Here is a 25437-nt window from a genome sequence, read left to right on the forward strand (position 1 = left end):
GGGGCTACCCGCGGCGCCGACCCCCTCCCCGACCGGGTGTCGGCGCCGCGGCACGCCCGGCCCCGGCCCCTCGGGCACCCGGTCAGCCGTCCTGCGCCAACCGCGCCGGGAAACCGCCCGTGGCCACCGGACCCCAGCGCTCCGGCGTGATCCGCAGCAGCGACTTCCCCTGCCGCACCATCGCCTCCCGGTACTCGTCCCAGTCCGGGTGCTCGCCCGCGATGACCCGGAAGTACTCCACCAGCGGCTCCACCGCCTCGGGCACGTCCAGAACCTCCGCGGTGCCGTCGACCTGCACCCACGGTCCGTTCCAGTCGTCCGACAGCACGATCACGCTGACGGCCGGATCACGGCGGGCGTTGCGGGTCTTCGCCCGCTCCGGGTACGTCGAGATCACGATCCGCCCCTCGCCGTCCACCCCGCACGACACCGGCGACCCCTGAGGGGAGCCGTCGGCGCGGCGGGTGAGCAGGATCGCCCGGTGGCGAGGGCGCACGAAGTCCAGCAGTTCGTCGAGTCCGACACGGGTGTTGCGGGCGATGGAAGGGCTCATGGTCCGATCCTAGGAGCCGGGGCACGGACCGCCACCGCGTCCCCGCCGCCCGCCCCGCCTCAGGTGTCGCACTCCAGGACGGTGCGGCACAGCCCGCACCGCGCCCGCACCCGCCCGCGCACCGGCACCCGGATGCGCTGCAGGCACGTCGGGCAGGGGAACGACACCCGCAGCGGCGAGCACGAGTCGAAGACGTAGCCGCCCTCGGCGTCCCGGGGAGGGAACGGCGTCTCCTCCGGATGCGTCCGCGCGTACCGCCGGTCCCGGGCGTACCGGTGCCGCCCCGCCCACCCGCAGGCCGTCAGCGGCGGCCGCCGCGCGTCCCGAAGCGCCACCTCCCGCCCCCGCGCGTACGCCTCGTACGCCTGCGGACTGGTGAACCACAGCGCCGGGTCCTCCCCGAACAGCTCCGCCCGCTTGGCCAGCACGTAACCGAACTCCTCCGGCGTCAGGTAGCCCAGCTTCTGCGAGGTCAGGTCGTCCTCCCGGAAGGCGTCCAGCAGCAGCCACCCCGCCCCCAGGTACGCCGTCGCCGTGTCGGTGAGGATCTCGTTGTCCCGCAACCCGGGAAAGGACAGCCCCAGACGGTGCAGGTACACGTGCATCACCTCGTGCGCCAGCGCCGCCCCGATGTCACGGCGGTGGCTCTTGAAACGCGAGTTCAGCTCCACGAAGTACTCCGGCCCCGCCGCCGGCTCCACGTTCGCCGCGTGCTCCATGTCGCGGAAGCTCACCACCAGCCGCGCCTCCGGCAACCGCAGGTGCCGCACCAGCACCCGCGCCACCCGCTGCGCGCCCGCGTACAGCTCGTCGGCGTCCGCGAACGCCACGTCGCCCGCGGCGACACTGGTGTCGAAGGTGCGGACGGTCTCGTACGACAACCTCCGGTACAGCGCCGTGATCGACGCCCGCACCGTCGGAAGGTGCGGGAAACCGTGCTCGACGGGACTGCGCACACCCCCGTGACCACCACCGCGCACCGCCATGCGCCCACCGCCTCCCGTGGGTCGTCGGGCCGCCTGATGCCCACTGTACGGCGGCGGCACCCCGTGGCCGAGCGCGCACGCGGAAGCGCATAGAGTCGGTGACCATGACCGACAGTGAGATCGACCCGGCGGTGTACGCCGAGCTCACCCGGCTGCGCGACAGCATCGACAACATCGACGCGGCCGTGGTGCACATGCTCGCCGAACGCTTCAAGTGCACCCAGCAGGTCGGCCGCCTCAAGGCCGAGCACAACCTGCCCCCCGCCGACCCCGCCCGCGAGGCCCGCCAGATCGCCCGCCTGCGCGGCCTCGCCGAGAGCGCCAAACTCGACCCCGCGTTCGCCGAGAAACTGCTCAACTTCATCATCGCCGAGGTCATCCGCCACCACGAACGGATCGCGGAGGACACCCAGACGGGCGACGAGAGACGAGGGGAGTAGCCCCGCGCCCCGAACCCCGAGCCGGGCGGAGGCGACCGCCCACAACTCCCGTGCGCGCCACCGGGCGCGTACGGCAGCATGAACGCCATGCCCGCACTGACCCGCGACGAGGCCCGCCACCGCGCCCGTCTCCTCGACGTCCAGCAGTACGCCGTCGACCTCGACCTCACCCGCGGCGAGGAGGTCTTCGGCTCCACCACCACCGTCCGCTTCACCACCCGCGAAGCCGGCGACACCTTCGTCGAGGTACGGCCCCACACCCTCCACCGGGCCGTCCTCGACGGGCACGACCTCGACCCGGGCACCCTCGCCGACGGACGCCTGCCCCTGACCGGCCTGGAGGCGGGCGACCACGAACTGCGCGTCGAGGCCGACATGCCCTACAGCCGCACCGGCGAGGGCATGCACCGCTTCACCGACCCCGCCGACGGCCGCACCTACCTCTACACCATGTGCTTCCAGAACGAGGCCCCCCTCGTCTTCGCGGCCTTCGACCAGCCCGACCTCAAAGCCCCCTTCGCCGTCACCGTCACCGCGCCCGAGGAGTGGACCGTCCTCGGCAACGGCGTCGCCCGCCGCGTCGAGGGCGAACCCGGCCGCTGGGAGTGCGCCACCACCCCGCCCCTGAGCACCTACTTCGTCGCCGTGGCCGCCGGCCCCTGGCACTCGGTGCGCACCGAACACGCCGGCATCCCCTTCGGCCTGCACGTACGGCAGTCCCTCGCCTCCCACCTCGACGCCGACGCGGACGAACTCCTCGACATCACCCGCCGCTGCTTCGACCGCTACCACGAGATCTTCGACGAGCCCTACCCCTTCGACTCCTACGACCAGGCGTTCGTCCCCGAGTTCAACGCCGGCGCCATGGAGAACCCCGGACTGGTCACCCTCCGCGACGAGTACGTGTTCCGCTCCGCCGTCACCGACACCCAGCGGCAGACCCGAGGCGTGACCATCGCCCACGAGATGGCCCACATGTGGTTCGGCGACCTGGTCACCCTCCGCTGGTGGGACGACATCTGGCTCAACGAGTCCTTCGCCGAGTACATGGGCTACCAGATCCTCGCCGAGGCCACCGGCTTCACCGACACCTGGACCGACTTCGCGATCCGCCGCAAGGCCTGGGGCTACGACGCCGACCAGCGCCCCTCCACCCACCCCGTCGCCCCCGAACCCGACGCGGTGCCCGACACCGCCTCCGCCCTCCTCAACTTCGACGGCATCTCCTACGCCAAGGGCGCCGGCGCCCTGCGCCAACTCGTCGCCTGGCTCGGCGAGAAAACCTTCCTCGCCGGCGTCAACGACCACTTCACCCGCCACCGCTTCGGCAACGCCGACCTCGCCGACCTCGTCGACTCCCTGACCCGCGCCTCCGGCCGCGACGTCCGCGCCTGGGCCGACCGCTGGCTGCGCACCAGCGGCGTCGACACCCTCGCCCCCACCCTCGCCGAGGACACCACCGGCCGGCCCCCGCGCCTGGAGATCGCCCACACCGGCAACCGCCCCCACCGCATCGCCGTCGGCCTGTACGACCTGGCCGGCGACGGAAGCGGAACCCTGGTGCCGCGCGAACCCCTGGAGATCGACCTGGCCGCCGACGCCGACCGGCACACCCACCCCGTCGACGGCCCCCGCCCCGACCTCGTCCTCCTCAACGACCGCGACCTGACCTACGCCAAGGTCCGCCTCGACGAGGATTCCTGGCGGACCGTACGGCACCACCTGTCCGGCCTGCCCGACCCGCTGACCCGCGCCACCGTCTGGAACGCCGCCCGCGACATGGTCCGCGACGGCGAACTGCCGCCCGGCGACTACCTGGACACCGCCCGCGCCCACCTCCCCCGGGAAACCGACAACGCCGTCGTCGCCGGCGTCCTGGACTTCGCCCGCCACCAACTCGCCGACCACTACCTGCCACCACGGCGACGCACCGCCGCGCTGGAGACGCTCACCGACCTCGCCCACGCCCTGCTGGAGAACACACCGGCCGACGGAGGGGGCGGCGGAGTGCACCTGACCGCCGTACGCACCCTCGTCGACAGCGCCACGACCCCCGACGACCTCCACCGCTGGTGGACCACCGGCACCCTCCCCGGCGGCCGCCCCCTCGACCACGAACTGCGCTGGCGGCTGCTCCACCGCCTCGCCGTCCTCGGCGCCGTCGGACCCGCCGACATCGACGCCGCCCTCGAAGCCGACCCCAGCGCCGCCGGCACCGAGGGCGCCGCCCGCTGCCGCGCCGCCCTCCCGGACCCCGACGCCAAGGCCGCCGCCTGGCAGGCCCTGTTCGACGAGTCCGACACCCTCTCCAACTACCTGTTCAAAGCCACCTTCCAGGGCTTCTGGCACCCCGAACACCACGATCTGCTGAAGGACTACGTCCCCCGCTACTTCGAACAGGCTCCCGCCCTCGCCGCCCGCCGCGGCGCGGCCATGGCCGAGAACCTCGCCCGGTACGGCTTCCCCCGTCCCTTCACCGACCCCGCCACCCTGGCCCTGGGGGAGCGCTGCCTGGCGGACCCCACCCTCGTCCCCGCCCTGCGCCGCCCACTCGCCGACGAACTCGACGACCTCGCCCGCGCCCTGCGGGTGCGGAAGGCGCACTGACCCACCGAAGGCGCCGGGGCCCCGTCCGACACGGACGGGGCCCCGGCGCCTTCGGGCCGTTCATCGCTCGTCGGCGCACGGATCGCTTTTCAGGAACTCCTCGCGGTACGCGATGACGAACTTTTCCATGGCTTCTTCGCCGGCGGTGTTCTCGCCCGCCTTGACCACGAGGAAAAGATCCCGGTCGCCCCCCTTTTCGGTGCATCGCACAGTGGCCACTGCGCCTTTATCCGAGTACACGTAGGACTTGTCCGTGGCCTCGTGCTCCGGTTGCACATAGGCATGCCTGAGAGCGAAACGCCGTGTGGACCAACCCGGCTCCCAACTCTCCCGGCCGATCCGGAAGACATCCTTCCCGTCCACCGACACCTCGCAGGACCAGATGATGGTGGCCGTTTCGTCCTCCGCCTGGTGGATCCGCTTCCCCGGAGGCATGAAAGGTGCGAGCAGATCCGTACCGACATTCACGCCGCACAAAGACTCCGGTATGGAGTACTCCCTCTTCTCATTCCCGCTCTCCCCGCAACTGGTCAGCGACAGGAGCAGAACGGCCGTCAACGAGAGGAGTGAGCTTCTCGACCCGATGTCCCCTGCCCTCACGATGCGTCTCCGGAGGCTTCCCGCATGGATCCCTCGCCATAGCTGTTGCCTGCCTGGGTAGTTGCCGCTTCCCTGATGTCCAAGGCGGTATCGGAATTGGTTCCGGAGTGGTTGAGGAGCGCCCGTCCGACGATTTCATCGATCGCATCGATGGTGGCGTCCGCCCGGGCCTCGCTCATGATGCCCGCGATCACGGCACCGGGAGCGACCGCGTTGCTGATCCTCTGCTCCAGGGCCACTGTCGACCGACTCTCTCCGTTCACGACTTCGTGCACCATCATCGACGTGTACGCCTGCTGGGCACTGGTGATGGAGGCGTACGCGTCCGGGTCCTGGCCCACCTCGACGAGGAACCGCTGCACCTGGCCGGAGTCCTCGAAGACCGCCGGCACCCCCTTGACCGGAAAGTGGTCCGACGAGGCGTCGTCTCCGTACATCACCCGCTGGAAGTCGCCCATGTAATCGGCGGTGATGTTGCCGAGGCTGTCCCGCAGGGCATGGAGCGGACCCGTCTTCAGGTCCTCCAGTTCCTCGTCCCCCATGTTCTCGTTGCGGCGAATCGACTCGGGATGGTCACCGAAGTACGCCACCAGACGCTCGGTGGGCTTCGCGCCCTTCTCCGTGTGCTCGACCGGCTTGGTCGACTCGCTGTCGTACGCGCGCCCGGTGGCCGCGGCCTCCAGCGCGTGGCCGAGCGCGCCGGGGCCGTGGCAGATGCGTCTTCTTGTCCGGATCGGTGACCGTGGCCAGGGCGACCCCCACGTCGCGCTGGAGATCCCGGGCCGCCGAGCCGTCGATTTCCTCCGCCGTGCGATCAGCCGGTTGATCCGGCGCTCCAAGTCTTCGGGGTTCTTCCGCTGTTGCTCGGTGTCTCGTCTGCGCCTCGATCTCCTTGTCCTGCTTGGCGTAGGACTTCGCGCTGTAGTCGAGGTGGTTGGAGATGTGCGCGCAGGACTGCAGCAGCGTCTTGACCTGGGACTCCCACATACCGACGGTGACGCCGAGTTCCTCGCCCAGGGTGAAGTTGCTCTTCTTCAGGGTGGAGGCGGCGGTGTCGCTGGACTCGCGGGCGGTGTCGCCGTCCTTCCGCGGACGGCCGAACAACTCGTACGCGTCGTGACCGATCGCCCCCAGCTCGTCCTGGACGACCGACAGGTCGGACGATCCTCCACCGCCGCCCGGGTCGGCCTTGTTCAACCGCATCCGGGCACCCTCCTGGTTCGAGGCTTTGGCCACCAGGGCGGCCCACTCCTCGTCGAACGACATGCGTCTTCCCCCTGCCGCCTCCGACTACCAACGGTAGTCAGAACCTGGCAGTCCGAGGTGACGCGGGTCCGCCGTACCCCCGGGCAGCCCCGGGGGTACGGCGGCCGACGGCCCGGAACGTCCGGCGGCGGCCCGGGCCGCACCGGGCCGCCGCGGCCGGACCCCTCAGAACACCGGAACCCCGTCGCGCACCAGGCGCCACTCCACCGAGGCGAACCGCGCCGGGTCGATCTCCCCGGTCGCCCGCACCCACGTGATGATCGTGTTGCGGATCTCCTCCGAGTTCGCCCACACCTGCCGGGCCGACGCGATGTGGGGGAAGTTCCCGCCCCCGTTCGCCCGGTAGTTGTTCACCGCCAGCACGAACCGGTCCTCGTCCGCCACCGCGCGCCCCTCGAACGTCAGACCCGTGATCCGCGACCCCGGCTCCCGCGCGATGTCGATGTCGTACGAGACGCCCCGCACCGCGTCGTAGTTGTAGTCCGGGATGCCGCCCGCGTTCGTCAACGTCGCCGGGTCCACCTCGCCCCCCGCCGGCACCCGCGCGAAGTAGCGAGCCGAGAACTCCAGGTAGTCCCGCAACTGCGCGCCCGTGATCAGCCGCGCCTCCAGAGTGTTCTCGAAGGTGTACAGCCCCGCCACGTCCCGGATCGTCACCTCGCCCGCCGGGATCACCGCCGACCGCGAGAAGCACGCCGCCTGTGACAGCACCGGCAGCTCCGCGTACTCCGTGCCCGCCAGCGCCTCGCGCACCGTCTCGGCCTGCACGAAGTTGATCAGGTCGATGATCGGGGTGTCCCGACAGGGCGCCTCGGCCGACGACATCGGCTCGACGGACGTCCCGACGACCTGGTTGACATAGGCGACGACCTTCGCGTGCTCGTCCCCCAGCAGCCGCGTGATCGCCGGGTCCTCCTCGACCTCGTTGGAGTTCAGCACCGTCGCCGAGACCGACTCCACCTCCCAGCGGCCCCGCTCCCACACCAGGTCGAAGTCGAAGACGCTCAGCCGCTGCCCCCACTTCAGCGGCTCCGACAGCACCACCTCGCGCCCCGTCTCCGCGTTCACCACCCGGTGCTCGGCGATCTCGGCGTGCGCGTGGCCCACCAGGATCGCGTCGATCCCCGGCACCTTCTCCGCCACCAGCGCCGCCGCGTTCTCCACGTGCGGCACCTGGTCCCCGTAGGAGGACGTGCCGCCGGTGCCCGAGTGCGCCGAGACGATCACCACGTCCGCGCCCATCGACCGCAGCCGGGGCACCCAGAACGCCGCCTGCTCCTCCAGGCCGGGGAACGTCATCTTCCCCTGCACGTGCGCCTTGTCCCAGACGGCGATCCCCGGGTTGGTCAGCCCCAGCACCGCCACCCGCACGTCCCGGCCGCGCGGGGTGCGCAGCCGGCCCATCCAGTACGGCGGGAAGGCCGGGCGGCCGGACGCGGCGTCCAGGGCGTTCGCCGCCAGCAGCGGGAAGTCGCACTGCTCCTCGAACTTCCGCAGCAGCGGAATCCCGTAGTTGAACTCGTGATTGCCCAGGGCCGCCGCGTCGTAGCCGATCGCGTTCATCGCCCGTGCCATCGGATGCACCGGACCGTTCTCACCGGTGATCGGGTCGATCTTGGCGTAGTAGTACGACAGTTGGGTGCCCTGAATGGTGTCGCCCGCGTCGATCAGGAGGGTGTTGTCGCGGCCCTTCTCCCGGCGTATGCGCTTCACCAGCGTCGATATCTTGGCGAGCCCGATGTCGTTGTGGCTCTTGTCGTCGTACTCGGCGTCGGTGAAGTAGTCCCAGTTGAAGACGTTGCCGTGCAGGTCCGTCGTCCCCAGCACGGTGAAGGAGTACCGCTTGGTCGACCTCCTCCCGTCCCGGTCGTCCCCGTGGGCCTCGGCGGGCGCGGCCGCGGCACCCGCCAGGGCGAGTCCCGCCCCGGTCGCGGCGGTCCGGCCCAGGAATCTTCTGCGGTCGAGCGGCATCTGACGTTCTCCTCGGATCGTGGGGCGACGCGTGCGGGGCGGCCCGAACCGCGTACGGCAACGCGCGTAGAGTCCGTCCCGGAAGCCTCGTCTGTCAACAAGCGTTCCTCGCGGCCCGCTTGGGAGGCCGCGGCCCCGCGTCTCCGCGCGGCGGTCCGACCGCTCCGCATTTCACCGGTGGAATATGCCGCCGGGAGAACCGGAAATGCTCATCAGAGCGCTCCCCCGCCCATTTCAAAGTTGTGAACGGCCTTATGGATAACGGGCGTTGAACAGTGGAGTTCCCACAGTTCCCTACCCGCCGGTACGCCCTAGGCTCGACACCATGCGCCGCGCGAAAATCGTCTGCACACTCGGACCCGCCACCGAGTCGTACGAGCAGATCAAGATGCTCGTGGAAGCCGGAATGGACGTCGCCCGACTCAACCTCAGCCACGGCGGCCACGCCGAGCACGAGGAGCGCTACCACCGCGTGCGCCGGGCGGCCGAAGCGGCCGGCCGCAGCGTCGGCGTCCTCGCCGACCTTCAAGGCCCGAAGATCCGGCTCGGACGATTCCGCGAAGGCCCCGTACTCCTTGAACGCGGTGACGAGTTCACCATCACCACCGAGGACGTCGAGGGCGACCGCGAACAGTGCGGCACCACCTACGAAGGACTCGCCGACGACGTCTCCCCCGGAGAGACCATCCTCGTCGACGACGGCCGCGTCGCCCTGGAGGTCACCGCCGTCGACGGCCCCCGCGTCCGCACCAAGGTCACCGAAGGCGGCGTGGTCTCCGACCACAAGGGCCTCAACCTCCCCGGCGTCGCCGTCTCCGTGCCCGCCCTCTCCGAGAAGGACGTCGAGGACCTGCGCTGGGCGCTGCGCACGGGCGTGGACGTCATCGCCCTCTCCTTCGTCCGCAGCGGACGCGACATCGCCGACGTCCACCGCGTCATGAAGGAGGAGGGCCGCCACCTCCCCGTCATAGCCAAGATCGAGAAACCCCAGGCGGTGGAGAACCTCCACGACATCGTCGCCGCCTTCGACGGCCTCATGGTCGCCCGCGGCGACCTCGGCGTCGAAATGCCCCTGGAAACCGTCCCGATGGTGCAGAAACGCGCCATCGCGCTCGCCCGGCGCAACGCCAAACCGGTCATCGTCGCCACCCAGATGCTCGACTCGATGATCGACTCCTCCCGGCCCACCCGCGCCGAGGTCTCCGACGTGGCCAACGCCGTCATGGACGGGACCGACGCCGTGATGCTCTCCGGCGAGACCAGCGTCGGCAAACACCCCGTCGAGACGGTCAAGACCATGGGGAAGATCGTCGTCGCCGCCGAGGAGGACATGCTCGCCAAGGGCCTCCCCCCGCTCACCGAGAGCGGAAAACCCCGCACCCAGGGCGGCGCCGTGGCCCGCGCCGCGGCCGAGATGGGCGACTTCCTCGGCGCGAAGTTCCTCGTCGCCTTCACCCAGTCCGGGGACACCGTCCGCCGCCTGTCCCGCTACCGCTCGCCCATCCCCGTCCTCGCCTTCACCCCGGACCCCTCCACCCGCGCCCAACTCACCCTCACCTGGGGCGTGGAGACCTTCCTCGGGCCCACCGTGCAGAGCACCGACGAGATGGTCCGGCAGGTCGACGAGCAGCTCCTGAAGATCGGACGCTGCCAGGAGGGGGACAAGGTGATCATCACCGCCGGCTCCCCGCCCGGGGTCCCCGGCACCACCAACATGGTCCGCGTCCACCACATCGGAGAGGGACCCGCCCTCCGGTGACCCCACCCCAGGGACAGGGAGTCCCGGTCGCCGTCTCGCGCCAACGGCGACCGGGACTCCCCTCGAACTCGCGCGGCGCGGCTCAGCGCTTCGGGCCGATGTGCGCGTCCATCAGCGCCACGGACGCCCGGCGGGCCACGGAGACGTCGCACACTCCCGTGCGGCGACGCGCCGTTCGCCACTCGACGCCGACTCTGTCGAGGGCTTCGGTGTACAGGCGCAGGATGTCCCGGGACTTGTTGGCGAACAAATACCGCGGATACACGTAACGCTTCCGTTCGCCTCCGACGAGCCGGACCGTCCAATTGGCGACACGACAGCCGTCGGAGTGGACGAGCCCTCGAATCAGTTCCCAGGGGTGTTTCTCGACGATCCGCCGCTGCCAGGATTCGAGCGTGATGCGCCGCTCGTGTTTCCTTCCCGGCCCGTGCTGGGGAAACAGGCATTCCAGATGCCGGGAGTAGACCTTCACGTTGCGGCAGCCGGTCTTGCGGACGCGGCACACGGAGTTCCCGGGGAAAACCGCTCGCATCGCCTTCTCGCAGGCGTCGATCAGCTCCGGCCAGTCGTCCGAGCAGGTGATCATCAGATTCGGCACCCGGTGTCCCGAATACCGGACGATGTGGCCGTCTCCGAGATAGAGGCCGAGGAGGTACGCGTACGCTCTCTCGTCGAGTTCCCTGCCGTCGCAACGGGGGCAGGAGGGGGTCGGACGTCCGGGGAGGGCTCCCCGTCGGGCGCGCTCCGTGTGCAGCCAGTAGCCGACGGTTCCCTTGGGGACGTTCAGCCGACGGGCCACCTCGGCGTTTCTCATGCCTGCTCGGAGGAGGGTCAGGGCTTTCTCGCGAACCTCGGTGCCGTGGAACTCCATGGCACTACTGTGTGTGGTCGTCCCTGTTCACGAAGCGAAACGGCGAGGATTCACGAGAACGTGAGAATCCGCCTACGGTGCGATACGAGTGCCGGGTGCGGGATTCGAACCCGCAAGTCCTCTCGGACAGATGTGTTTGAGACATCCGCGTATGCCAGTTCCGCCAACCCGGCCAGACCGTCGCCCCGTGAGTGTACCGGGTAAACGGCCGTGCCATCAGCTGGGTAGTCTCGGAAGTCCCATCTTGGCCGGAAGACGAGGAGCCCAGTGAGCACCGCGGACATCCCCGAGCCCATCAGCAGCGACAACGGCGACGGCGGCGCCGGCGAGCGGGCGCACGTCCCGCCGGAGACGACGAGGGTCGTCATCGCCGAGGACGAGGCGCTGATCCGGCTGGACCTCAAGGAGATGCTGGAGGAGGAGGGCTACACCGTCGTCGGGGAGGCGGGGGACGGGCAGACCGCCGTGGAGCTGGCCCGGGAACACCGCCCCGACCTGGTGATCCTGGACGTGAAGATGCCCGTGCTGGACGGGATCTCGGCGGCCGAGAAGATCGCGGAGGAGTCCATCGCCCCGGTGCTGATGCTGACCGCGTTCTCGCAGCGCGAGCTGGTGGAGCGGGCGCGCGACGCGGGGGCGATGGCGTACCTGGTGAAGCCGTTCAGCAAGAGCGACGTGGTGCCGGCCATCGAGATGGCGGTGTCGCGGTTCAACGAGATGAAGGTGTTGTCGGAGGAGGTCGCCGACCTCACGCAGCGGCTGGAGACGCGGAAGCTGGTGGACCGGGCGAAGGGCCTGTTGCAGACGGAGTACGGGCTGACCGAGCCGGCCGCGTTCCGGTGGATCCAGAAGACCTCGATGGACCGCCGGCTGTCGATGCGGCAGGTGGCGGAGGCCGTGATCCAGGACGCCGAGGAGAAGAAGCGGCAGCGGTGACGTCGGCCCCGTGCCGTGGCCGCCGGCGCGGCGGCCACGGGGTTCGCCCGCGAGGGGGTGTCGTGGGCCGGCGGCCGTCGTGAGGGCGTCGTCCGTGGTGTGACGCGAGGGGGCGGATCGGTCGCGGAGGGGTGGGTCGGGGGGCTGTTCCGGCGGTGGTCGGGCGTGGGCCGGTGAGCGGGAAGAGCCGGAGAGGGGCCCGAGAAGGGCCGGGGAGGGGCCGGGGAAGGCGGAGAAACCCGGAGGAAAGGGACGCCGCCCGGCCCGTGTGCCGCTTCGAGCGGGTCGTGTGCCGAGATCGTCGGCGTTTCAAGTGGTCCGGCCTTTGATGATCTCTCCGTTTCTGTCCGGTCTCCGGTAAGGAGTGTTCTGTTTCCGGCGCATGGCACAGGTCACAGGGCGATCACATCTGTTCCTCTCACCTGTTTGGTCGGCTTCCTGGGCAATAGATTCCGGGCCACGCCGCACATGTGTACGTGCGGATCGCGTCGCCGGAGGTACGGCGATCGTCGTGATCTGAGCGGGCTCCAGGGGGTTCCACGTGCTCAACAAGACCATCGTCAAGCTGGCCATTCCCATGGCCGTTGGCGCGCTCGCGCTCACGGGGTGCGGCGGGGACAGCGGGAGCGGGGGCGACACCTACAAGATCGCTTTCCAGGGCCCTCTCTCCGGCGACAACGTCCAGCTCGGCCAGAACATGGAGAACGGCATCAAGCTGGCCATCGAGCAGGCGAACGCCTCGGGCGATCTCGGCTTCGAACTCGAGTACATGCCGGTCGACGACCAGGGTCTGCCGGACAAGGCCACGGCCGCCGCGCAGAAGGCGATCGACGACACGGACGTCGTCGCGGTGATCGGTCCGGCGTTCTCCGGTCCGGCGGACACCGCCGCCGAGGTGTACGGGGCGGCCGGGCTGGCCGCGGTGTCGTCGTCGGCGACGCGTCCGGACCTGACGACCAAGGGCTACGAGACGTTCCTGCGGGCGGTGCCGAACGACAGCGCCCAGGGTGCCGGGATGGCGAAGTACCTGGCGAACAAGGTCAAGGCCGAGAAGGTCGTGGTGGTCGACGACAAGACCGACTACGGCATCGGCCTGGCGGACGTGGCGGAGAAGGATCTGAAGGCCGCGGGCGTCGACGTGGTGCGCCAGAGCGTTCCGCAGAAGACCCCGGACTACAGCGCCGCGGCGAAGAACGTGGTCAAGAACAAGCCGGACGCCCTGATCTACGCCGGTTACTACCAGGACGCGGGTCCGTTCGCGAAGAAGCTGGACGAGGCGGGCTTCGACGGGGTGGCGGTGTCGGGTGACGGCACCAACGACGCGCAGTTCATCGAGCTGGCGGGCGACGCCTCGGACCAGTGGTTCCTGACCTGCCCGTGCACGGACGCCACCAAGGAGGACGCGACGAAGAAGTTCGCCGCGGACTACGAGAAGGAGTACAAGCAGGCTCCGGGCACGTACTCGGCCGAGTCCTTCGACGCCGCCAACATGATCATCGAGGAGATCAAGAAGCTCCACAAGGACGGTGGCGTGGAGCGTCAGGCCCTGGTGGACGCGCTGCGCGCGGTGAAGTACAAGGGCATCACGAAGGAGTTCTCCTTCGACGACAAGGGCGAGTTCACCAACCAGACCATCTACCTGTACCAGGTCAAGGGTGACGCCATCGAGTACCAGGGCAGCATCGACGAGCTGGCGGGCTGAGCCGGCCGGCGCTTCCGACCGGTCGGCGCGGCGGTCCCACGGCCGCGCCGACCGGTGTGACACCCGGCGGACGCCCCTCGGGCGCGCGTCCGTCCCCGTGAACCTCAAAGCCGCTTGTCTCCGGTGCTGAACGCACGGCCCGGCGGCGCATTCCCACAAGGAAGACAGTTCGATGTCCCTCAGTGAGTTCTGGGACTTCCTCGTCCTAGGGGTGGTGCTCGGCAGTCTCTACGCCGTCATCGCCATCGGCTACACGCTGGTCTACGGCGTGCTCCAACTTCTGAACTTCGCGCACAGCGAGGTGTTCATGTTCGGCGGTTACGGTGGCCTGCTGGCCCTGACCGCCGTGATTCCCGAGGAGACGCCCTCGGGTATGAGTTCGGTCGTCTACGTGGCGATCGGCATGTCGGCGGGCGCCGCGCTGGGCGGGGCGGTGGCCTTCGGTCTGGAACGCGTGGCGTACCGGCCGCTGCGCAGGCGCAACTCGCCCCGGCTCGTGTTCCTGATCACCGCGATCGGCGCGTCGTTCTTCCTGTACAACCTGGCGGGCAAGCTGTTCGGCCGCAACCCGGCGCCGATCCCGTCGATGTACGAGAACGGGACGGCGGTGTCCGTCTTCGGCGCGGAGCTGACCGTCACGCAGGTGCTGATCCTGGTGTCCGCGGTCGTGATGATGGTCGGCCTGGACTACGTGGTGAACCGCACGAAGATGGGTTCGGGCATCCGCGCGGTGGCGCAGGACCCGGAGGTCGCGGCGCTGATGGGCGTGGACATCGACAAGGTGGTGTCCCGGACGTTCGTGCTCGGCGGTCTGCTCGGCGGTGCGGCCGGCTTCCTCTTCGGCACCAACAGCCAGGTCGTGTACACGATGGGCTTCCTGCCCGGCATCACGGCGTTCGCGGCGGCGGTGCTGGGCGGCATCGGCAACGTGCGCGGCGCGATGCTCGGCGGTCTGGTGCTGGGCGTGGTGGAGACCATGACGGTGGCGCTGTGGGGTGACGACTGGCGTTACGTCGGAGCCTTCGTGGTGCTGGTGCTGGTGCTGATGGTCCGTCCGACCGGCATTCTCGGCGAGCGTCTGGGGAGGACGGCATGAGCATGAAGACCTCGACCCCGGCGAAGACCCCGGAGGGCGTCCCGGCGGCACTGTCGGCGGCGGCCCGGCTGCGGAAGGTGCACTGGTACCAGGAGCCGCGCTGGCGGCGGCTGGGCGCGCTGTTGGCGCTGGCGGTGACCCTCACGCTCATGACGGGCGAGGAGGGCAACACCCGGGACCTGTTCATGGCGCTGCGGGAGGACTTCACCGGGCCCGGACTGTGGATCTGGGTGGGAGTCGCGGTGGTGGTCTGGGCGGTGCGGGAGTTCCTCGCCGAGCAGACCGGCAGCGCGGTGAAGCGGGGCAGGGAGACCGTGTCGGGTCCGGTCGCCTCGCTGCGCGGCGTGTGGGAGGCGAACGCCTCCGTGCGGGTCGGCGTGCTGGTGGCCCTGCTGGCGCTGGCGGTGTTGGGTCCGCTGGGCCTGGAGCGGTACTGGCAGCAGGTGCTGGTGGACCAGATCGCGATCTTCGTGCTGCTGGCGATCGGTCTGAACGTGGTGATCGGCTGGGCGGGTCTGCTGGACCTGGGCTTCATCGCGTTCTTCGCGATCGGCGCGTACAGCGCGGCGTACTGGACGGGTGCGTTGCCGGTCCAGCCGCCGGTGGCGCTGAACAACTTCCTGGTGCTGCCGATCGCGGTGCTGACCTGCCTGGTGGCGGGTGTGATCCTGGGTGCGCCGACGCTGCGGCTGCGCGGTGACTACCTGGCGATCGTGACGCTGGGCTTCCACGAGATCGTCTACCTGATGGCGAAGAACGCCGAGGGCCTGACGGAGGGCGTGCGCGGTGTCAAGGTCGAGCGGTTCAGCGTCGACCTGGGCTTCTTCTCCTACGAGTGGGGGCTGGACCCGATGCCGTACTACTGGCTGCTGATCGGGTTCGTCGTGCTGGCGATCTTCCTGTTCCTGCGGCTGGAGCACTCCAAGGTGGGCCGGGCGTGGACCGCGATCCGCGAGGACGAGGTGGCGGCGGCGGCCACGGGCGTGAACACGGTCCGCTACAAGCTGATGGCGTTCGCGATCGGTGCGTCGACCTCCGGTGTGGCCGGTGTGGCGTACGCGAGCAAGGTGGGCTACTTCAACCCGGAGAACTTCGCGATCCTGCTCTCCGTGCTGGTGCTGGCCTACGTCATCTTCGGCGGCATGGGGTCGATCCCCGGGGTGCTGGTCGGAGCGGCGTTCCTGGTGTGGCTGCCGGAGTACCTGCGGGAGTGGGTGGACCCCAAGGACCGCTACATGTACCTGGGGGCCCTGCTCGTCATCATGATGATCTACCGGCCGCAGGGCGTGTGGCCCTCCCGTCGCCGCAAGCGTGAGCTGAAGATGGCGGAGTCGGGGCTCGGCGGAGCCGACGCGACCGGCCCGGCGGAAGGCAGGCAGCAGTGACCACCGAGGTGACGAAGACGGACCGGGTGCCGGCGGGCGACGCCGGGCCGGGGGACCTGGTGCTGGAGACGTCGGGCGTGACGCTGCGGTTCGGCGGTCTGACGAGTCTGGACAACGTCGAGCTGCGGATGCGGCGCGGTGAGGTCCTGGCGGTCATCGGACCCAACGGCGCCGGGAAGACGTCGCTGTTCAACTCGCTGACCGGCGCGTACGTCCCGCAGGAAGGGAAGATCGTCTTCCGTCCGCGGCGCGGCGGGGAGCACTCGCTGCTGGGCGCCAAGCCGCATGTGGTGAGCCGGTTGGGCCTGGCGCGCACCTTCCAGAACATCCGGCTGTTCGGCGCGCTGACGGCGCTGGAGAACGTCAAGATCGCGGCGGAGACGCGGCTGAAGGCGGACCCGGTGTCGATCATGCTGGGGCTGCCGAACGCGCGGAAGGCGGAGCGCGCCAGCGACCGCAGGGCGCACGAGGTGCTGTCGTTCGTCGGTCTGCTCGACAGGATCAACGAGCTGGCGGGGGCGCTGAGCTACGGCGACCAGCGGCGGCTGGAGATCGCGCGGGCGCTGGCGACCGATCCGGAGGTGCTGCTGCTGGACGAGCCGGCGGCGGGCACCAACCCGACGGAGAAGCTGGAGCTGGAGGAGCTGATCCGGCGGATCAACACCGAGCTGGGCGTGAGCGTGCTGCTGATCGAGCACGACATGCGGCTGGTGATGTCGGTGGCGGACCGGGTGATGGTGCTCAACTTCGGCAAGAAGATCGCCGAGGGGTCCCCGTCGGAGGTGCAGCGGGACCCGGCGGTGATCGAGGCGTACCTGGGGTCCGTGACCGAGGAGGACGAGGCCGCGGTGGCGGAGGTGGTCGCCGAGGCGGAGGCGGTCGCCGAAGCGGAGGCGGCGGCGGCCGGGACCGACGGGACCGGCTCCGGTGACGACCCCGGCGGCGAGCCCGGTGACGCCCCCGGCGCGGACGCCGGCGGGCCGAAGGCGCAGGACACGGAGGAACGCGAGTGAGCGGCACCACGCAGACGAAGAAGGAGCCGGAGCGCGGCGCGTCCACCTCCCCGGTGGTGCTCGAACTCCGTGACCTGCACGTGTTCTACGGCGCCATCGAGGCGCTCAAGGGCGTCAACCTGACGGTCCGCCGGGGAGAGGTCGTCGCCCTGCTCGGCGCCAACGGCGCGGGGAAGTCGACCACGCTGCGCACGGCCTCCGGGATGATCGCCCCGCGCGCGGGCCAGGTGCTGCTCCACGGGGAGCGGGTCGACGGCATCAAGTCGCACGATCTGGTGCGGTTCGGCATCGGCCACGTCCCCGAGGGGCGCGGGGTCTTCCCGCGGATGACGGTCCGGGAGAACCTCCAGATGGGGGCGTACCGGTTCAGGTCCGTCGACAAGGAGGACATGGACCGGGTGTTCACGCTCTTCCCACGGCTGGGGGAGCGCAAGAGCCAGCTCGGCGGGACGCTCTCCGGCGGTGAGCAGCAGATGCTGGCGATCGGCCGCGCGCTGATGGGCAAGCCGGAGATCCTGCTGCTGGACGAGCCGTCGATGGGTCTGGCGCCGCTGATCGTGCAGCAGATCTTCGAGATCATCAAGGAGATCAACGAGCAGGGCACCACGGTGCTGCTGGTGGAGCAGAACGCCTCGCAGGCGCTCCGGATGGCCGACCGCGGGTACGTGCTGGAGACGGGCTCGGTGGCGATGGAGGGCGGAGCGGCCGAGCTGCTGTCCGACCCCCGGGTCCGGGCGGCCTATCTGGGCGAGGGCGCCGCGTAGCGTCCCCGACCCGCGACCCGCGCGACGGTGCCGCGGCGGCGAGTGTGCCGCCGCGGCACCGTCGTGCGCGGGGGCCGGCGTCCGGGCGCGGGCGGGGGCCGTGGGAGCACCCCGCGACGGACGGGGCCCTTCCGCGGGGTCAGCTGTAGGCGCCCTCCGGGGCGTCGCGCAGCAGGCAGGTCAGACGGGCGGAGCACACGCGGCGGCCCTGCTCGTCGGTGATGGTGATCTCGTACGTGGTGGTGGACCGGCCGCGGTGCAGCGGGGTGGCGGTGCCGGTGACGACCCCGGAGCGCAGCCCGCGGTGGTGGGTGCAGTTGAGGTCCACGCCGACGGCGATCTTGCCCGGTCCGCCGTGGAGCATGGCGCCGACGGAGCCGAGGGTCTCGGCCAGGACGGCGGAGGCGCCGCCGTGCAGCAGCCCGTACGGCTGGGTGTTGCCCTCGACGGGGAGGGTGCCGACGACCTTCTCGGGGGAGGCCTCCAGGATGGTCAGGCCCATGCGTTCGCCCAGGTGCCCGGCGGAGAACAGGGAGGGCAGGTCGATGCCGAGCCCGGCCCACTGGTCGATGATCTCCTGGGGGAACGTGGTGGTGGTCGGCTCGCCCATGGGCTCACGGCTCCGATCGTCGTGTCGGTGCTGGCGCACCGCCTCCGGTGGGTGATGGATGTGCTCTACACCGTCTTACCAGAGGCCGACGGGGGCGCCTCGGACGGGGTGAGGCGGATCACCACGGACTTGCTGGCGGGGGTGTTGCTGGTCTCGGCGGTGGCGTCGAGGGGGACCAGGACGTTGGTCTCGGGGAAGTAGGCGGCGGCGCACCCGCGGGCGGTGGGGTAGTGGACGACGCGGAAACCGGGCGCGGTGCGCTCGCGTCCGTCCTCCCACTCGCTGGTGAGGTCGGCGTGGGAGCCGTCGGGCAGGCCCAGTTCGGCGGCGTCGTCGGGGTGGACGAGGACCACGCGGCGGCCCCCCTCGATGCCGCGGTAGCGGTCGTCGAGGCCGTAGATCGTGGTGTTGTACTGGTCGTGGGAGCGCAGGGTCTGCAACAGCAGGCGGCCGGGCGGGACGCGCGGCCACTCCACGGGCGCGGCGGTGAAGTTGGCCTTGCCGGTGGCGGTGGGGAAGCGGCGCTCGTCGCGCGGGGCGTGGGGGAGCGCGAAGCCGCCGGGGCGGGCGACGCGGGCGTTGAAGTCCGTGAAGCCGGGGACGACGCGGGCGATGCGGTCGCGGATCGCGGCGTAGTCGGCCTCGAACTCCTCCCAGGGGACGGGGTGGTCGGGGCCCAGGACGCGGCGGGCCAGCCGGCAGACGATGGCGGGCTCCGACAGCAGGTGGTCGCTCGCCGGGGCCAGGCGTCCGCGCGAGGCGTGGACCATGCCCATGGAGTCCTCGACGGTGACGAACTGCTCGCCGGAGGCCTGCACGTCGCGCTCGGTGCGGCCGAGGGTGGGCAGGATCAGGGCGCGGGCGCCGGTGACGCAGTGGGAGCGGTTGAGCTTGGTGGACACGTGCACGGTCAGCCGGGCCCGGCGCATCGCGGCCTCGGTGACCTCGGTGTCGGGGGAGGCGGCGACGAAGTTGCCGCCCAGGGCGAAGAACACCTTCGCCTTCCCGTCGCGCAGGGCGCGGATGGCGTTCACGACGTCCAGGCCGTGCTCGCGCGGCATGGGGACGCCGAACTCCTCCTCCAGGGCGTCCAGCAGGGCGGGCGCGGGCTTCTCGACGATGCCCATGGTGCGGTCGCCCTGGACGTTGCTGTGGCCGCGCACCGGGCAGACGCCGGCGCCGGGGCGGCCGACGGCGCCGCGCAGCAGCAGGAGGTTGACGATCTCGCGGATGGTGGGCACGGCGTGCCGGTGCTGGGTCAGGCCCATGGCCCAGCACACGACGGTGCGCTCCGAGGCGAGGACCAGCTCGGCGGCGCGGTCGATGTCGGCCGGGTCCAGCCCGGTGGCGCGCAGCACCTCCTCGGGGTCGCCGGCGCGGACGGCCGCCGCGAACTCCTCGAACCCGTGGGTGTGTTCGCGGACGAATTCCTCGTCCACCCCGCCCTCGGCCGCCAGGACGCGGCGGCACAGCTCGCGGAAGAGCGCCTGGTCGCCGCCGATGCGGATCTGGAGGAACAGGTCGGTCAGCGGGGTGCCGCCGCCGACCAGGCCGCGCAGGGTCTGCGGGTTGTCGAACCGCTCCAGGCCCGCCTCGGGCAGCGGGTTGACGGTGATGATCCGCGCGCCGTTCCGCTTGGCCCGCTCCAGGGCGGAGAGCATCCGCGGGTGGTTGGTGCCCGGGTTCTGCCCGGCGACGATGATCAGGTCGGCGCGGTGGAGGTCCTCCAGCAGCACGCTGCCCTTGCCGACGCCGAGGGTCTCGGTGAGTGCCGCGCCGGAGGACTCGTGGCACAGGTTGGAGCAGTCGGGCAGGTTGTTGGTGCCGAAGGAGCGGGCGAAGAGCTGGTAGAGGAAGGCGGCCTCGTTGCTCGTGCGGCCGGAGGTGTAGAAGAGGGCCTCGTCGGGGGAGTCGAGGGCGCGCAGCTCCTCGGCGACGATGTCGAAGGCCCGCTCCCAGTCGACCGGTTCGTAGTGGTCGGAGCCCTCCGCCAGGTACATCGGGTGGGTGAGCCGTCCCTGCTGGCCCAGCCAGTACCCCGAGCGGTCGGCGAGCTCGGAGACGGGGTGCTCGGCGAAGAAGGCGGGGGTGACCCGCCGCAGGGTGGCCTCCTCGGCGACGGCCTTGGCGCCGTTCTCGCAGAACTCCGCGGTGTGCCGGCGCTCCGGCTCGGGCCAGGCGCAGCCGGGGCAGTCGAAGCCGTCCGCCTGGTTGACCCTGAGCAGGGTCAGCGCGGTGCGCCGCGCCCCCATCTGCCGCTGTGCCACGCGCAGGGAGTGGGCGACGGCGGGCAGCCCGGCGGCGGAGTGCCGCGGGGCGCTGACCCGAGGAGCGTCCTGGACGGGGTCGACCTGGGGCGGCTTGCGCTTCATGACCGACGATCCTGCCACGCACCGCCGACATGCGACACCGCGCGGGACGGCCGGAAACGATTGTCGGCGGTGCGTGGCAGGATCGGGGCGTGGCCAACAAAGCATCGACAGCGACCGCAACACCGACAGAGCCGGCAGCGCCGTCCGCGCCGGCGGAGAAGCGCCTGCTCCTGCTGGACGGGCACTCCCTCGCCTACCGGGCGTTCTTCGCGCTGCCCGAGGAGAACTTCTCCACCACCACGGGCCAGCCGACGAACGCCGTCTACGGTTTCGCCTCGATGCTGGCGAACACGCTGCGTGACGAGGAGCCCACCCACCTCGCCGTCGCCTTCGACGTCTCGCGCACGACCTGGCGCACGCACGAGTTCGCCGAGTACAAGGCGAACCGCTCCAAGACCCCCGACAGCTTCAAGGGCCAGGTCGAGCTGATCGGCGAGCTGCTGGACGCGATGAACGTGCGGCGGTTCGCGGTGGAGGGCTTCGAGGCCGACGACATCATCGCCACCCTGGCCACACAGGCGGAGGCCGAGGGGTTCCGGGTGTCGATCGTCACCGGCGACCGCGACTCCTTCCAGCTGGTCAGCGACGCGGTCACGGTGCTGTATCCCACCCGCGGGGTGTCGGAGCTGACCCGCTTCACCCCCGAGAAGGTGGAGGAGAAGTACGGTCTGACGCCCCGGCAGTACCCGGACTTCGCCGCGCTGCGCGGCGACCCGTCGGACAACCTCCCCGGCATCCCCGGGGTGGGCGAGAAGACGGCCGCGAAGTGGATCAGGCAGTTCGGCTCCCTGGACGAGCTGCTGGAGCGCTCGGACGAGGTCAAGGGCAAGGTCGGGGAGAAGCTCCGCGAGCACCTGGACTCCGTCAGGCTCAACCGGCGCCTGACGGCCCTGGTGCACGACGTGGAGCTGCCGGCCGCCCCGGCGGACCTGGCGCGGGCGCCGTACGACCGCCGGGCGCTGGAGGTGGTGCTGGACGCGCTGGAGTTCCGCAACACCGGCTTCCGCGACCGGCTGTACGCCGTGGATCCGGGCGCGGCCGAGGAGGAGACGGCCCCGGAGGACGGGGTGGAGATCGACGGCACGATCCTGGGCACGGGCGAGCTGGCGCCCTGGCTGGCCGAGCACGCCGCGCCCGGCGCCGGCCCGCTGGGGGTGGCCACCGTCGACACCTGGAAGCTGGGCACGGGCGGCGTCGCCGAGATCGCCCTGGCCACCGCCGCGGGCCCGGCCGTGTGGTTCGACCCGGCGCAGCTGGACGAGGCCGACGAGAAGGCGTTCGCCGCGTGGACCGCCGACGAGAAGCGGCCGAAGGTGATGCACGACGCCAAGGCGACGATGCGGGTCTTCGCCGAGCACGGCTGGCGCGTCGGCGGCGTGACGATGGACACCGCGCTCGCCGCCTACCTGGTGCAGCCCGGCCGCCGTTCCTTCGCGCTGGACGCCCTGTCGGTGGAGTTCCTGGGCCGCGAGCCGGCCCGGCCGGCCGAGAGCAGCGGACAGCTCGCCCTCGGCGCGGACGAGGAGGCCGAGGCGGACGCGCTGATGAGCCGCGCCCGCACCATCCTCGACCTGGGCGGGGCGCTGTCCGGGCGGCTTCGGGAGGTCGGCGCGGCCGACCTGCTCAGGGACGTGGAGCTGCCGACCTCCGAGTTGCTGGCGCGGATGGAGCGCGCCGGCATCGCCGCGGACCGGGCGTGGCTGGAGAACATGGAGCAGCAGTTCGCGGCGGCCGTCCAGCAGGCGGTGCGGGAGGCGCACGCCTCGGTGGGCCACGAGTTCAACCTCGGCTCGCCCAAGCAGCTCCAGGAGGTCCTCTTCGGCGAGCTGGGCCTGCCGAAGACGAAGCGGACCAAGACCGGCTACACCACCGACGCGGACGCGCTGGCGTGGCTGGCGGCGCAGACCGAGCACGAACTGCCGGTGATCATGCTGCGTTACCGCGAGCAGTCCAAGCTGCGCACCACCGTCGAGGGCCTGATCAAGACGATCGCCGCCGACGGCCGCATCCACACCACCTTCAACCAGACGGTCGCCGCGACCGGGCGGCTGTCCTCGACCGACCCGAACCTGCAGAACATCCCCGTGCGCACCGACGAGGGCCGGGCCATCCGCCGGGGCTTCGTGGTCGGCGAGGGCTACGAGTCGCTGCTGACGGCCGACTACAGCCAGATCGAACTGCGGGTGATGGCCCACCTGTCGGAGGACGAGGGCCTGATCGAGGCGTTCACCTCCGGCGAGGACCTGCACACCACGGCCGCCTCCCAGGTCTTCGGCGTGCCCAAGGACCGGGTGGACCCGGAGATGCGCCGCAGGATCAAGGCGATGTCCTACGGGCTGGCCTACGGGCTGTCGGCCTTCGGCCTGTCGCAGCAGCTCGGCATCACCGCCGACGAGGCGCGCAGGCTGATGGACGCCTACTTCGAGCGCTTCGGCGGGGTGCGCGACTACCTGCAGCGGGTCGTGGAGGAGGCGCGGGTCACCGGCTACACCGAGACCATCCTGGGCCGCCGCCGCTACCTGCCCGACCTCAACAGCGACAACCGCCAGCGGCGGGAGATGGCCGAGCGGATGGCGCTCAACGCCCCGATCCAGGGCACCGCCGCGGACATCGTGAAGATCGCCATGCTGAGGGTGGACCGGGCGCTGGGCGAGGCGGGGCTGCGCACCAGGATGCTGCTCCAGGTGCACGACGAGATCGTGCTGGAGGTCGCGCCGGGGGAGCGGGAGGCCGTGGAGGAGCTGGTGCGGCGGGAGATGGCCGGGGCCGTCGAGCTGCGGGCGCCGCTGGACGTGTCCGTCGGCTCCGGCGAGAACTGGGAGAACGCCGCCCACTGAACCGGCTCCGCCCGCCGCGGCGGGCCGCGAACGGCCGTGTGCCGCGCGGACGGTGGGGAAACCGTACCGGCGGCACACGGCGGCGAGCGGCGGTGAACGTCCGGTGGAGCGGCCGTGTCCATCGTGAAGCCGGGCCGCGACGCGGTGGATCGGGTGCCGAACTTGCCGTAGTGTCACGTCCGTTGCCGCTCGCGGGGGAGCGGAGCGGCCGGAACACCGGGCACACCGGGCAGGGCGCGGAGGGCACGTGCCGCGCGGCAGACGGAACGGCAGTGTGGAGGGGTCTGGCAGATGACGGCTCGACTCGGGGGCAAGGGGCTCGGAGGCAGGGTCCGCAGGGGCGTGACCAGCACCGCGATCGCGGCGGCGGCGATGGCCGCCCTCACCGCGTCGCAGGGGCCGGGCCTGGAGTTCGTCCAGCCCGGCGGCAAGGACGCCACCACCTCCCCGGAGGCGCCCGACCTCCCCGCCGACGGCAACTCCCCCTACCACACCGAACTCCCGCCGCTGGTGAAGCCGGACAAGCCCGGCTCCTCCCGCGACCTGCCGGGCGTCGACGGCCCCACCGAGGCGGGCATACCCGCCACCGTCCTGGCCGCCTACAAGAAGGCGGAGCGGACGCTGAACGACGAGCGGCCCGGCTGCAACCTCCCCTGGCAACTCCTCGCCGCGATCGGCAAGGTGGAGTCCGGACAGGCCCGCGGCGGCGCGGTGGACGCCCAGGGCACCACCCTCGAGCCGATCCTGGGCCCCGCCCTCAACGGGGTCGGCTTCGCGCACATATCGGACACCGACGACGGCGCCTACGACGGCGACACCCGGTACGACCGGGCCGTCGGACCGATGCAGTTCATCCCGTCCACCTGGGCCGGCTGGGGCGCGGACGGCAACGGCGACGGCCGCAAGGACCCCAACAACATCTACGACGCCGCGCTCGCCGCCGGCCGCTACCTGTGCGCGGGCGGCCGGGACCTGTCGAAGCCGGCCGACCTGGAACGGGCGATCCTCAGCTACAACCACTCGCGGGACTACCTGCGGACCGTGCTGTCCTGGCTGGAGTTCTACCGCAAGGGCGTCCACGAGGTCCCCGACGGCGAGGGCGTGCTGCCGGAGAGCCCCGGCGCGGGCAACGAGTCCAGGCCCGCGCGGCCGGCCACCGAGCCGACCACCGGCTCCACCTCCCGCCCGCAGGACGGCGACGGCTCCAAGGGCGGCAAGGACGGCAAGGACGACGGGGAGGACGGGAAGCCCTCGCCGCGGCCCACCGTCTCCGCGAGCGGCAGCGTCAGGCCCAAGCCCACCGAGACGTCGAAGCCGACCGAGCCCGGCACCCCCTCGCCCACCGGGACGTCGAAGCCCACCGAGCCCGGCGACCCCACCCCCTCGCCGACCTGCCCGACCGACCCGGAGCCGGAGCCCACCGAGACCGGCGAGCCCACCGCCTCGCCCACCCCGACCCCGACCCCCACGCCCACGCCCACCGGGACGGACGGCACCGAGGAGCCGGAAAAGCCCGGCGAGACCGAGACCCCCGAGGACCCCTGCGGCGATCCGGAGGACGGCGACAAGGACGGCGACAAGGAGGGGGACGACGAGAAGGAGCCGGCCCCCGTCCCGTCCGCCAGCGGCAGCGTCGCCGGCCTGCTGGGACGGTCGGGCGAGTAGACCG

Annotated in this window: 20 protein-coding genes and 1 tRNA gene; 11 read left to right on the top strand and 10 right to left on the bottom strand. The window is 71.1% G+C overall.

Annotation, left to right across the window (positions count from 1 at the left end; translation table 11 throughout):
- Nucleotides 1-82: 82 nt before the first annotated feature.
- Nucleotides 83-553, bottom strand: a complete 471-nt coding sequence (locus ABD335_RS15065) for a PPOX class F420-dependent oxidoreductase (protein WP_344322908.1) — start codon at nucleotides 551-553, stop codon at nucleotides 83-85.
- A 59-nt stretch (nucleotides 554-612) separates the two neighbouring features.
- Nucleotides 613-1509: a hypothetical protein gene (locus ABD335_RS15070; RefSeq protein ID WP_425583635.1), complete on the bottom strand. Its 897-nt coding sequence runs from the start codon at nucleotides 1507-1509 to the stop codon at nucleotides 613-615.
- A gap of 134 nt (nucleotides 1510-1643) precedes the next feature.
- Between ABD335_RS15070 and ABD335_RS15075 the strand changes: the two genes are divergently transcribed.
- Together ABD335_RS15075 and pepN are read left to right on the top strand one after the other, a co-directional pair.
- Complete coding sequence (locus tag ABD335_RS15075) at nucleotides 1644-1979, top strand: chorismate mutase (RefSeq protein ID WP_344322913.1); 336 nt, start codon at nucleotides 1644-1646, stop codon at nucleotides 1977-1979.
- A gap of 87 nt (nucleotides 1980-2066) precedes the next feature.
- Entirely contained in the window at nucleotides 2067-4586 is a 2520-nt protein-coding gene (pepN, locus tag ABD335_RS15080; RefSeq protein WP_344322915.1) for an aminopeptidase N, read from the top strand.
- Nucleotides 4587-4646: 60 nt separating this feature from the next.
- On the opposite strand, the gene ABD335_RS15085 is transcribed toward pepN, so the two are convergent.
- The 4 genes from ABD335_RS15085 to ABD335_RS15100 all read right to left on the bottom strand — a co-directional run bounded on the left by ABD335_RS15085 (nucleotide 4647) and on the right by ABD335_RS15100 (nucleotide 8423).
- Nucleotides 4647-5186, bottom strand: coding sequence for a hypothetical protein (locus ABD335_RS15085; RefSeq protein ID WP_344322917.1), 540 nt, complete (start codon nucleotides 5184-5186; stop codon nucleotides 4647-4649).
- Nucleotides 5183-5776, bottom strand: coding sequence for a hypothetical protein (locus ABD335_RS15090; RefSeq protein ID WP_344322919.1), 594 nt, complete (start codon nucleotides 5774-5776; stop codon nucleotides 5183-5185). The genes ABD335_RS15085 and ABD335_RS15090 overlap by 4 nt, the downstream gene beginning before the upstream one ends.
- A complete protein-coding gene (locus ABD335_RS15095) occupies nucleotides 5760-6452 on the bottom strand; it encodes a hypothetical protein (protein ID WP_344322921.1) in 693 nt (230 codons plus the stop codon). Before ABD335_RS15095 ends, ABD335_RS15090 begins: the two co-directional genes overlap by 17 nt.
- A gap of 165 nt (nucleotides 6453-6617) precedes the next feature.
- A complete protein-coding gene (locus ABD335_RS15100) occupies nucleotides 6618-8423 on the bottom strand; it encodes a bifunctional metallophosphatase/5'-nucleotidase (RefSeq protein WP_344322924.1) in 1806 nt (601 codons plus the stop codon).
- A 325-nt stretch (nucleotides 8424-8748) separates the two neighbouring features.
- Between ABD335_RS15100 and pyk the strand changes: the two genes are divergently transcribed.
- Nucleotides 8749-10182, top strand: coding sequence for a pyruvate kinase (gene pyk, locus ABD335_RS15105; RefSeq protein WP_344322926.1), 1434 nt, complete (start codon nucleotides 8749-8751; stop codon nucleotides 10180-10182).
- Between the two features lie 82 nt (nucleotides 10183-10264).
- Here pyk and ABD335_RS15110 read toward each other — a convergent pair whose 3' ends face one another.
- On the bottom strand, nucleotides 10265-11053 hold the full coding sequence (locus ABD335_RS15110) for a helix-turn-helix domain-containing protein (protein WP_344322928.1): 789 nt from the start codon (nucleotides 11051-11053) through the stop codon (nucleotides 10265-10267).
- An 89-nt stretch (nucleotides 11054-11142) separates the two neighbouring features.
- Nucleotides 11143-11226 (bottom strand) — tRNA-Leu (locus tag ABD335_RS15115).
- Nucleotides 11227-11347: 121 nt separating this feature from the next.
- On the opposite strand from ABD335_RS15115, the gene ABD335_RS15120 reads away from it, so the two are divergent.
- The 6 genes from ABD335_RS15120 to ABD335_RS15145 all read left to right on the top strand — a co-directional run bounded on the left by ABD335_RS15120 (nucleotide 11348) and on the right by ABD335_RS15145 (nucleotide 17949).
- Nucleotides 11348-11989: an ANTAR domain-containing response regulator gene (locus tag ABD335_RS15120; protein WP_425583646.1), complete on the top strand. Its 642-nt coding sequence runs from the start codon at nucleotides 11348-11350 to the stop codon at nucleotides 11987-11989.
- 541 nt (nucleotides 11990-12530) lie between these two features.
- Nucleotides 12531-13691 carry a branched-chain amino acid ABC transporter substrate-binding protein gene (locus tag ABD335_RS15125; RefSeq protein WP_344322934.1) on the top strand — a complete coding sequence of 387 codons (1161 nt, stop codon included), beginning with the start codon at nucleotides 12531-12533 and terminating at the stop codon, nucleotides 13689-13691.
- A gap of 172 nt (nucleotides 13692-13863) precedes the next feature.
- On the top strand, nucleotides 13864-14787 hold the full coding sequence (locus ABD335_RS15130; RefSeq protein ID WP_344322936.1) for a branched-chain amino acid ABC transporter permease: 924 nt from the start codon (nucleotides 13864-13866) through the stop codon (nucleotides 14785-14787).
- Nucleotides 14784-16172 carry a branched-chain amino acid ABC transporter permease gene (locus ABD335_RS15135; RefSeq protein WP_344322938.1) on the top strand — a complete coding sequence of 463 codons (1389 nt, stop codon included), beginning with the start codon at nucleotides 14784-14786 and terminating at the stop codon, nucleotides 16170-16172. Before ABD335_RS15130 ends, ABD335_RS15135 begins: the two co-directional genes overlap by 4 nt.
- Nucleotides 16169-17185, top strand: a complete 1017-nt coding sequence (locus tag ABD335_RS15140; RefSeq protein WP_344322940.1) for an ABC transporter ATP-binding protein — start codon at nucleotides 16169-16171, stop codon at nucleotides 17183-17185. Before ABD335_RS15135 ends, ABD335_RS15140 begins: the two co-directional genes overlap by 4 nt.
- On the top strand, nucleotides 17182-17949 hold the full coding sequence (locus ABD335_RS15145) for an ABC transporter ATP-binding protein (protein WP_344322942.1): 768 nt from the start codon (nucleotides 17182-17184) through the stop codon (nucleotides 17947-17949). The genes ABD335_RS15140 and ABD335_RS15145 overlap by 4 nt, the downstream gene beginning before the upstream one ends.
- 139 nt (nucleotides 17950-18088) lie before the next feature.
- Here the strand turns inward: ABD335_RS15145 and ABD335_RS15150 are convergent, their stop codons facing one another.
- The gene (locus ABD335_RS15150) at nucleotides 18089-18559 is read right to left on the bottom strand and encodes a PaaI family thioesterase (RefSeq protein ID WP_344322945.1); all 471 of its coding nucleotides are present in this window, start codon (nucleotides 18557-18559) and stop codon (nucleotides 18089-18091) included.
- A 65-nt stretch (nucleotides 18560-18624) separates the two neighbouring features.
- Nucleotides 18625-20931 carry an FdhF/YdeP family oxidoreductase gene (locus tag ABD335_RS15155; protein WP_344322947.1) on the bottom strand — a complete coding sequence of 769 codons (2307 nt, stop codon included), beginning with the start codon at nucleotides 20929-20931 and terminating at the stop codon, nucleotides 18625-18627.
- A gap of 89 nt (nucleotides 20932-21020) precedes the next feature.
- On the opposite strand from ABD335_RS15155, the gene polA reads away from it, so the two are divergent.
- Together polA and ABD335_RS15165 are read left to right on the top strand one after the other, a co-directional pair.
- Nucleotides 21021-23768 carry a DNA polymerase I gene (gene polA, locus ABD335_RS15160; protein ID WP_425583636.1) on the top strand — a complete coding sequence of 916 codons (2748 nt, stop codon included), beginning with the start codon at nucleotides 21021-21023 and terminating at the stop codon, nucleotides 23766-23768.
- 291 nt (nucleotides 23769-24059) lie between these two features.
- Entirely contained in the window at nucleotides 24060-25433 is a 1374-nt protein-coding gene (locus ABD335_RS15165; protein ID WP_344322950.1) for a lytic transglycosylase domain-containing protein, read from the top strand.
- The last annotated feature ends 4 nt before the right edge of the window (nucleotides 25434-25437 follow it).

This window comes from Streptomyces macrosporus (genome assembly GCF_039533145.1).
GTDB lineage: Bacteria > Actinomycetota > Actinomycetes > Streptomycetales > Streptomycetaceae > Streptomyces > Streptomyces macrosporus.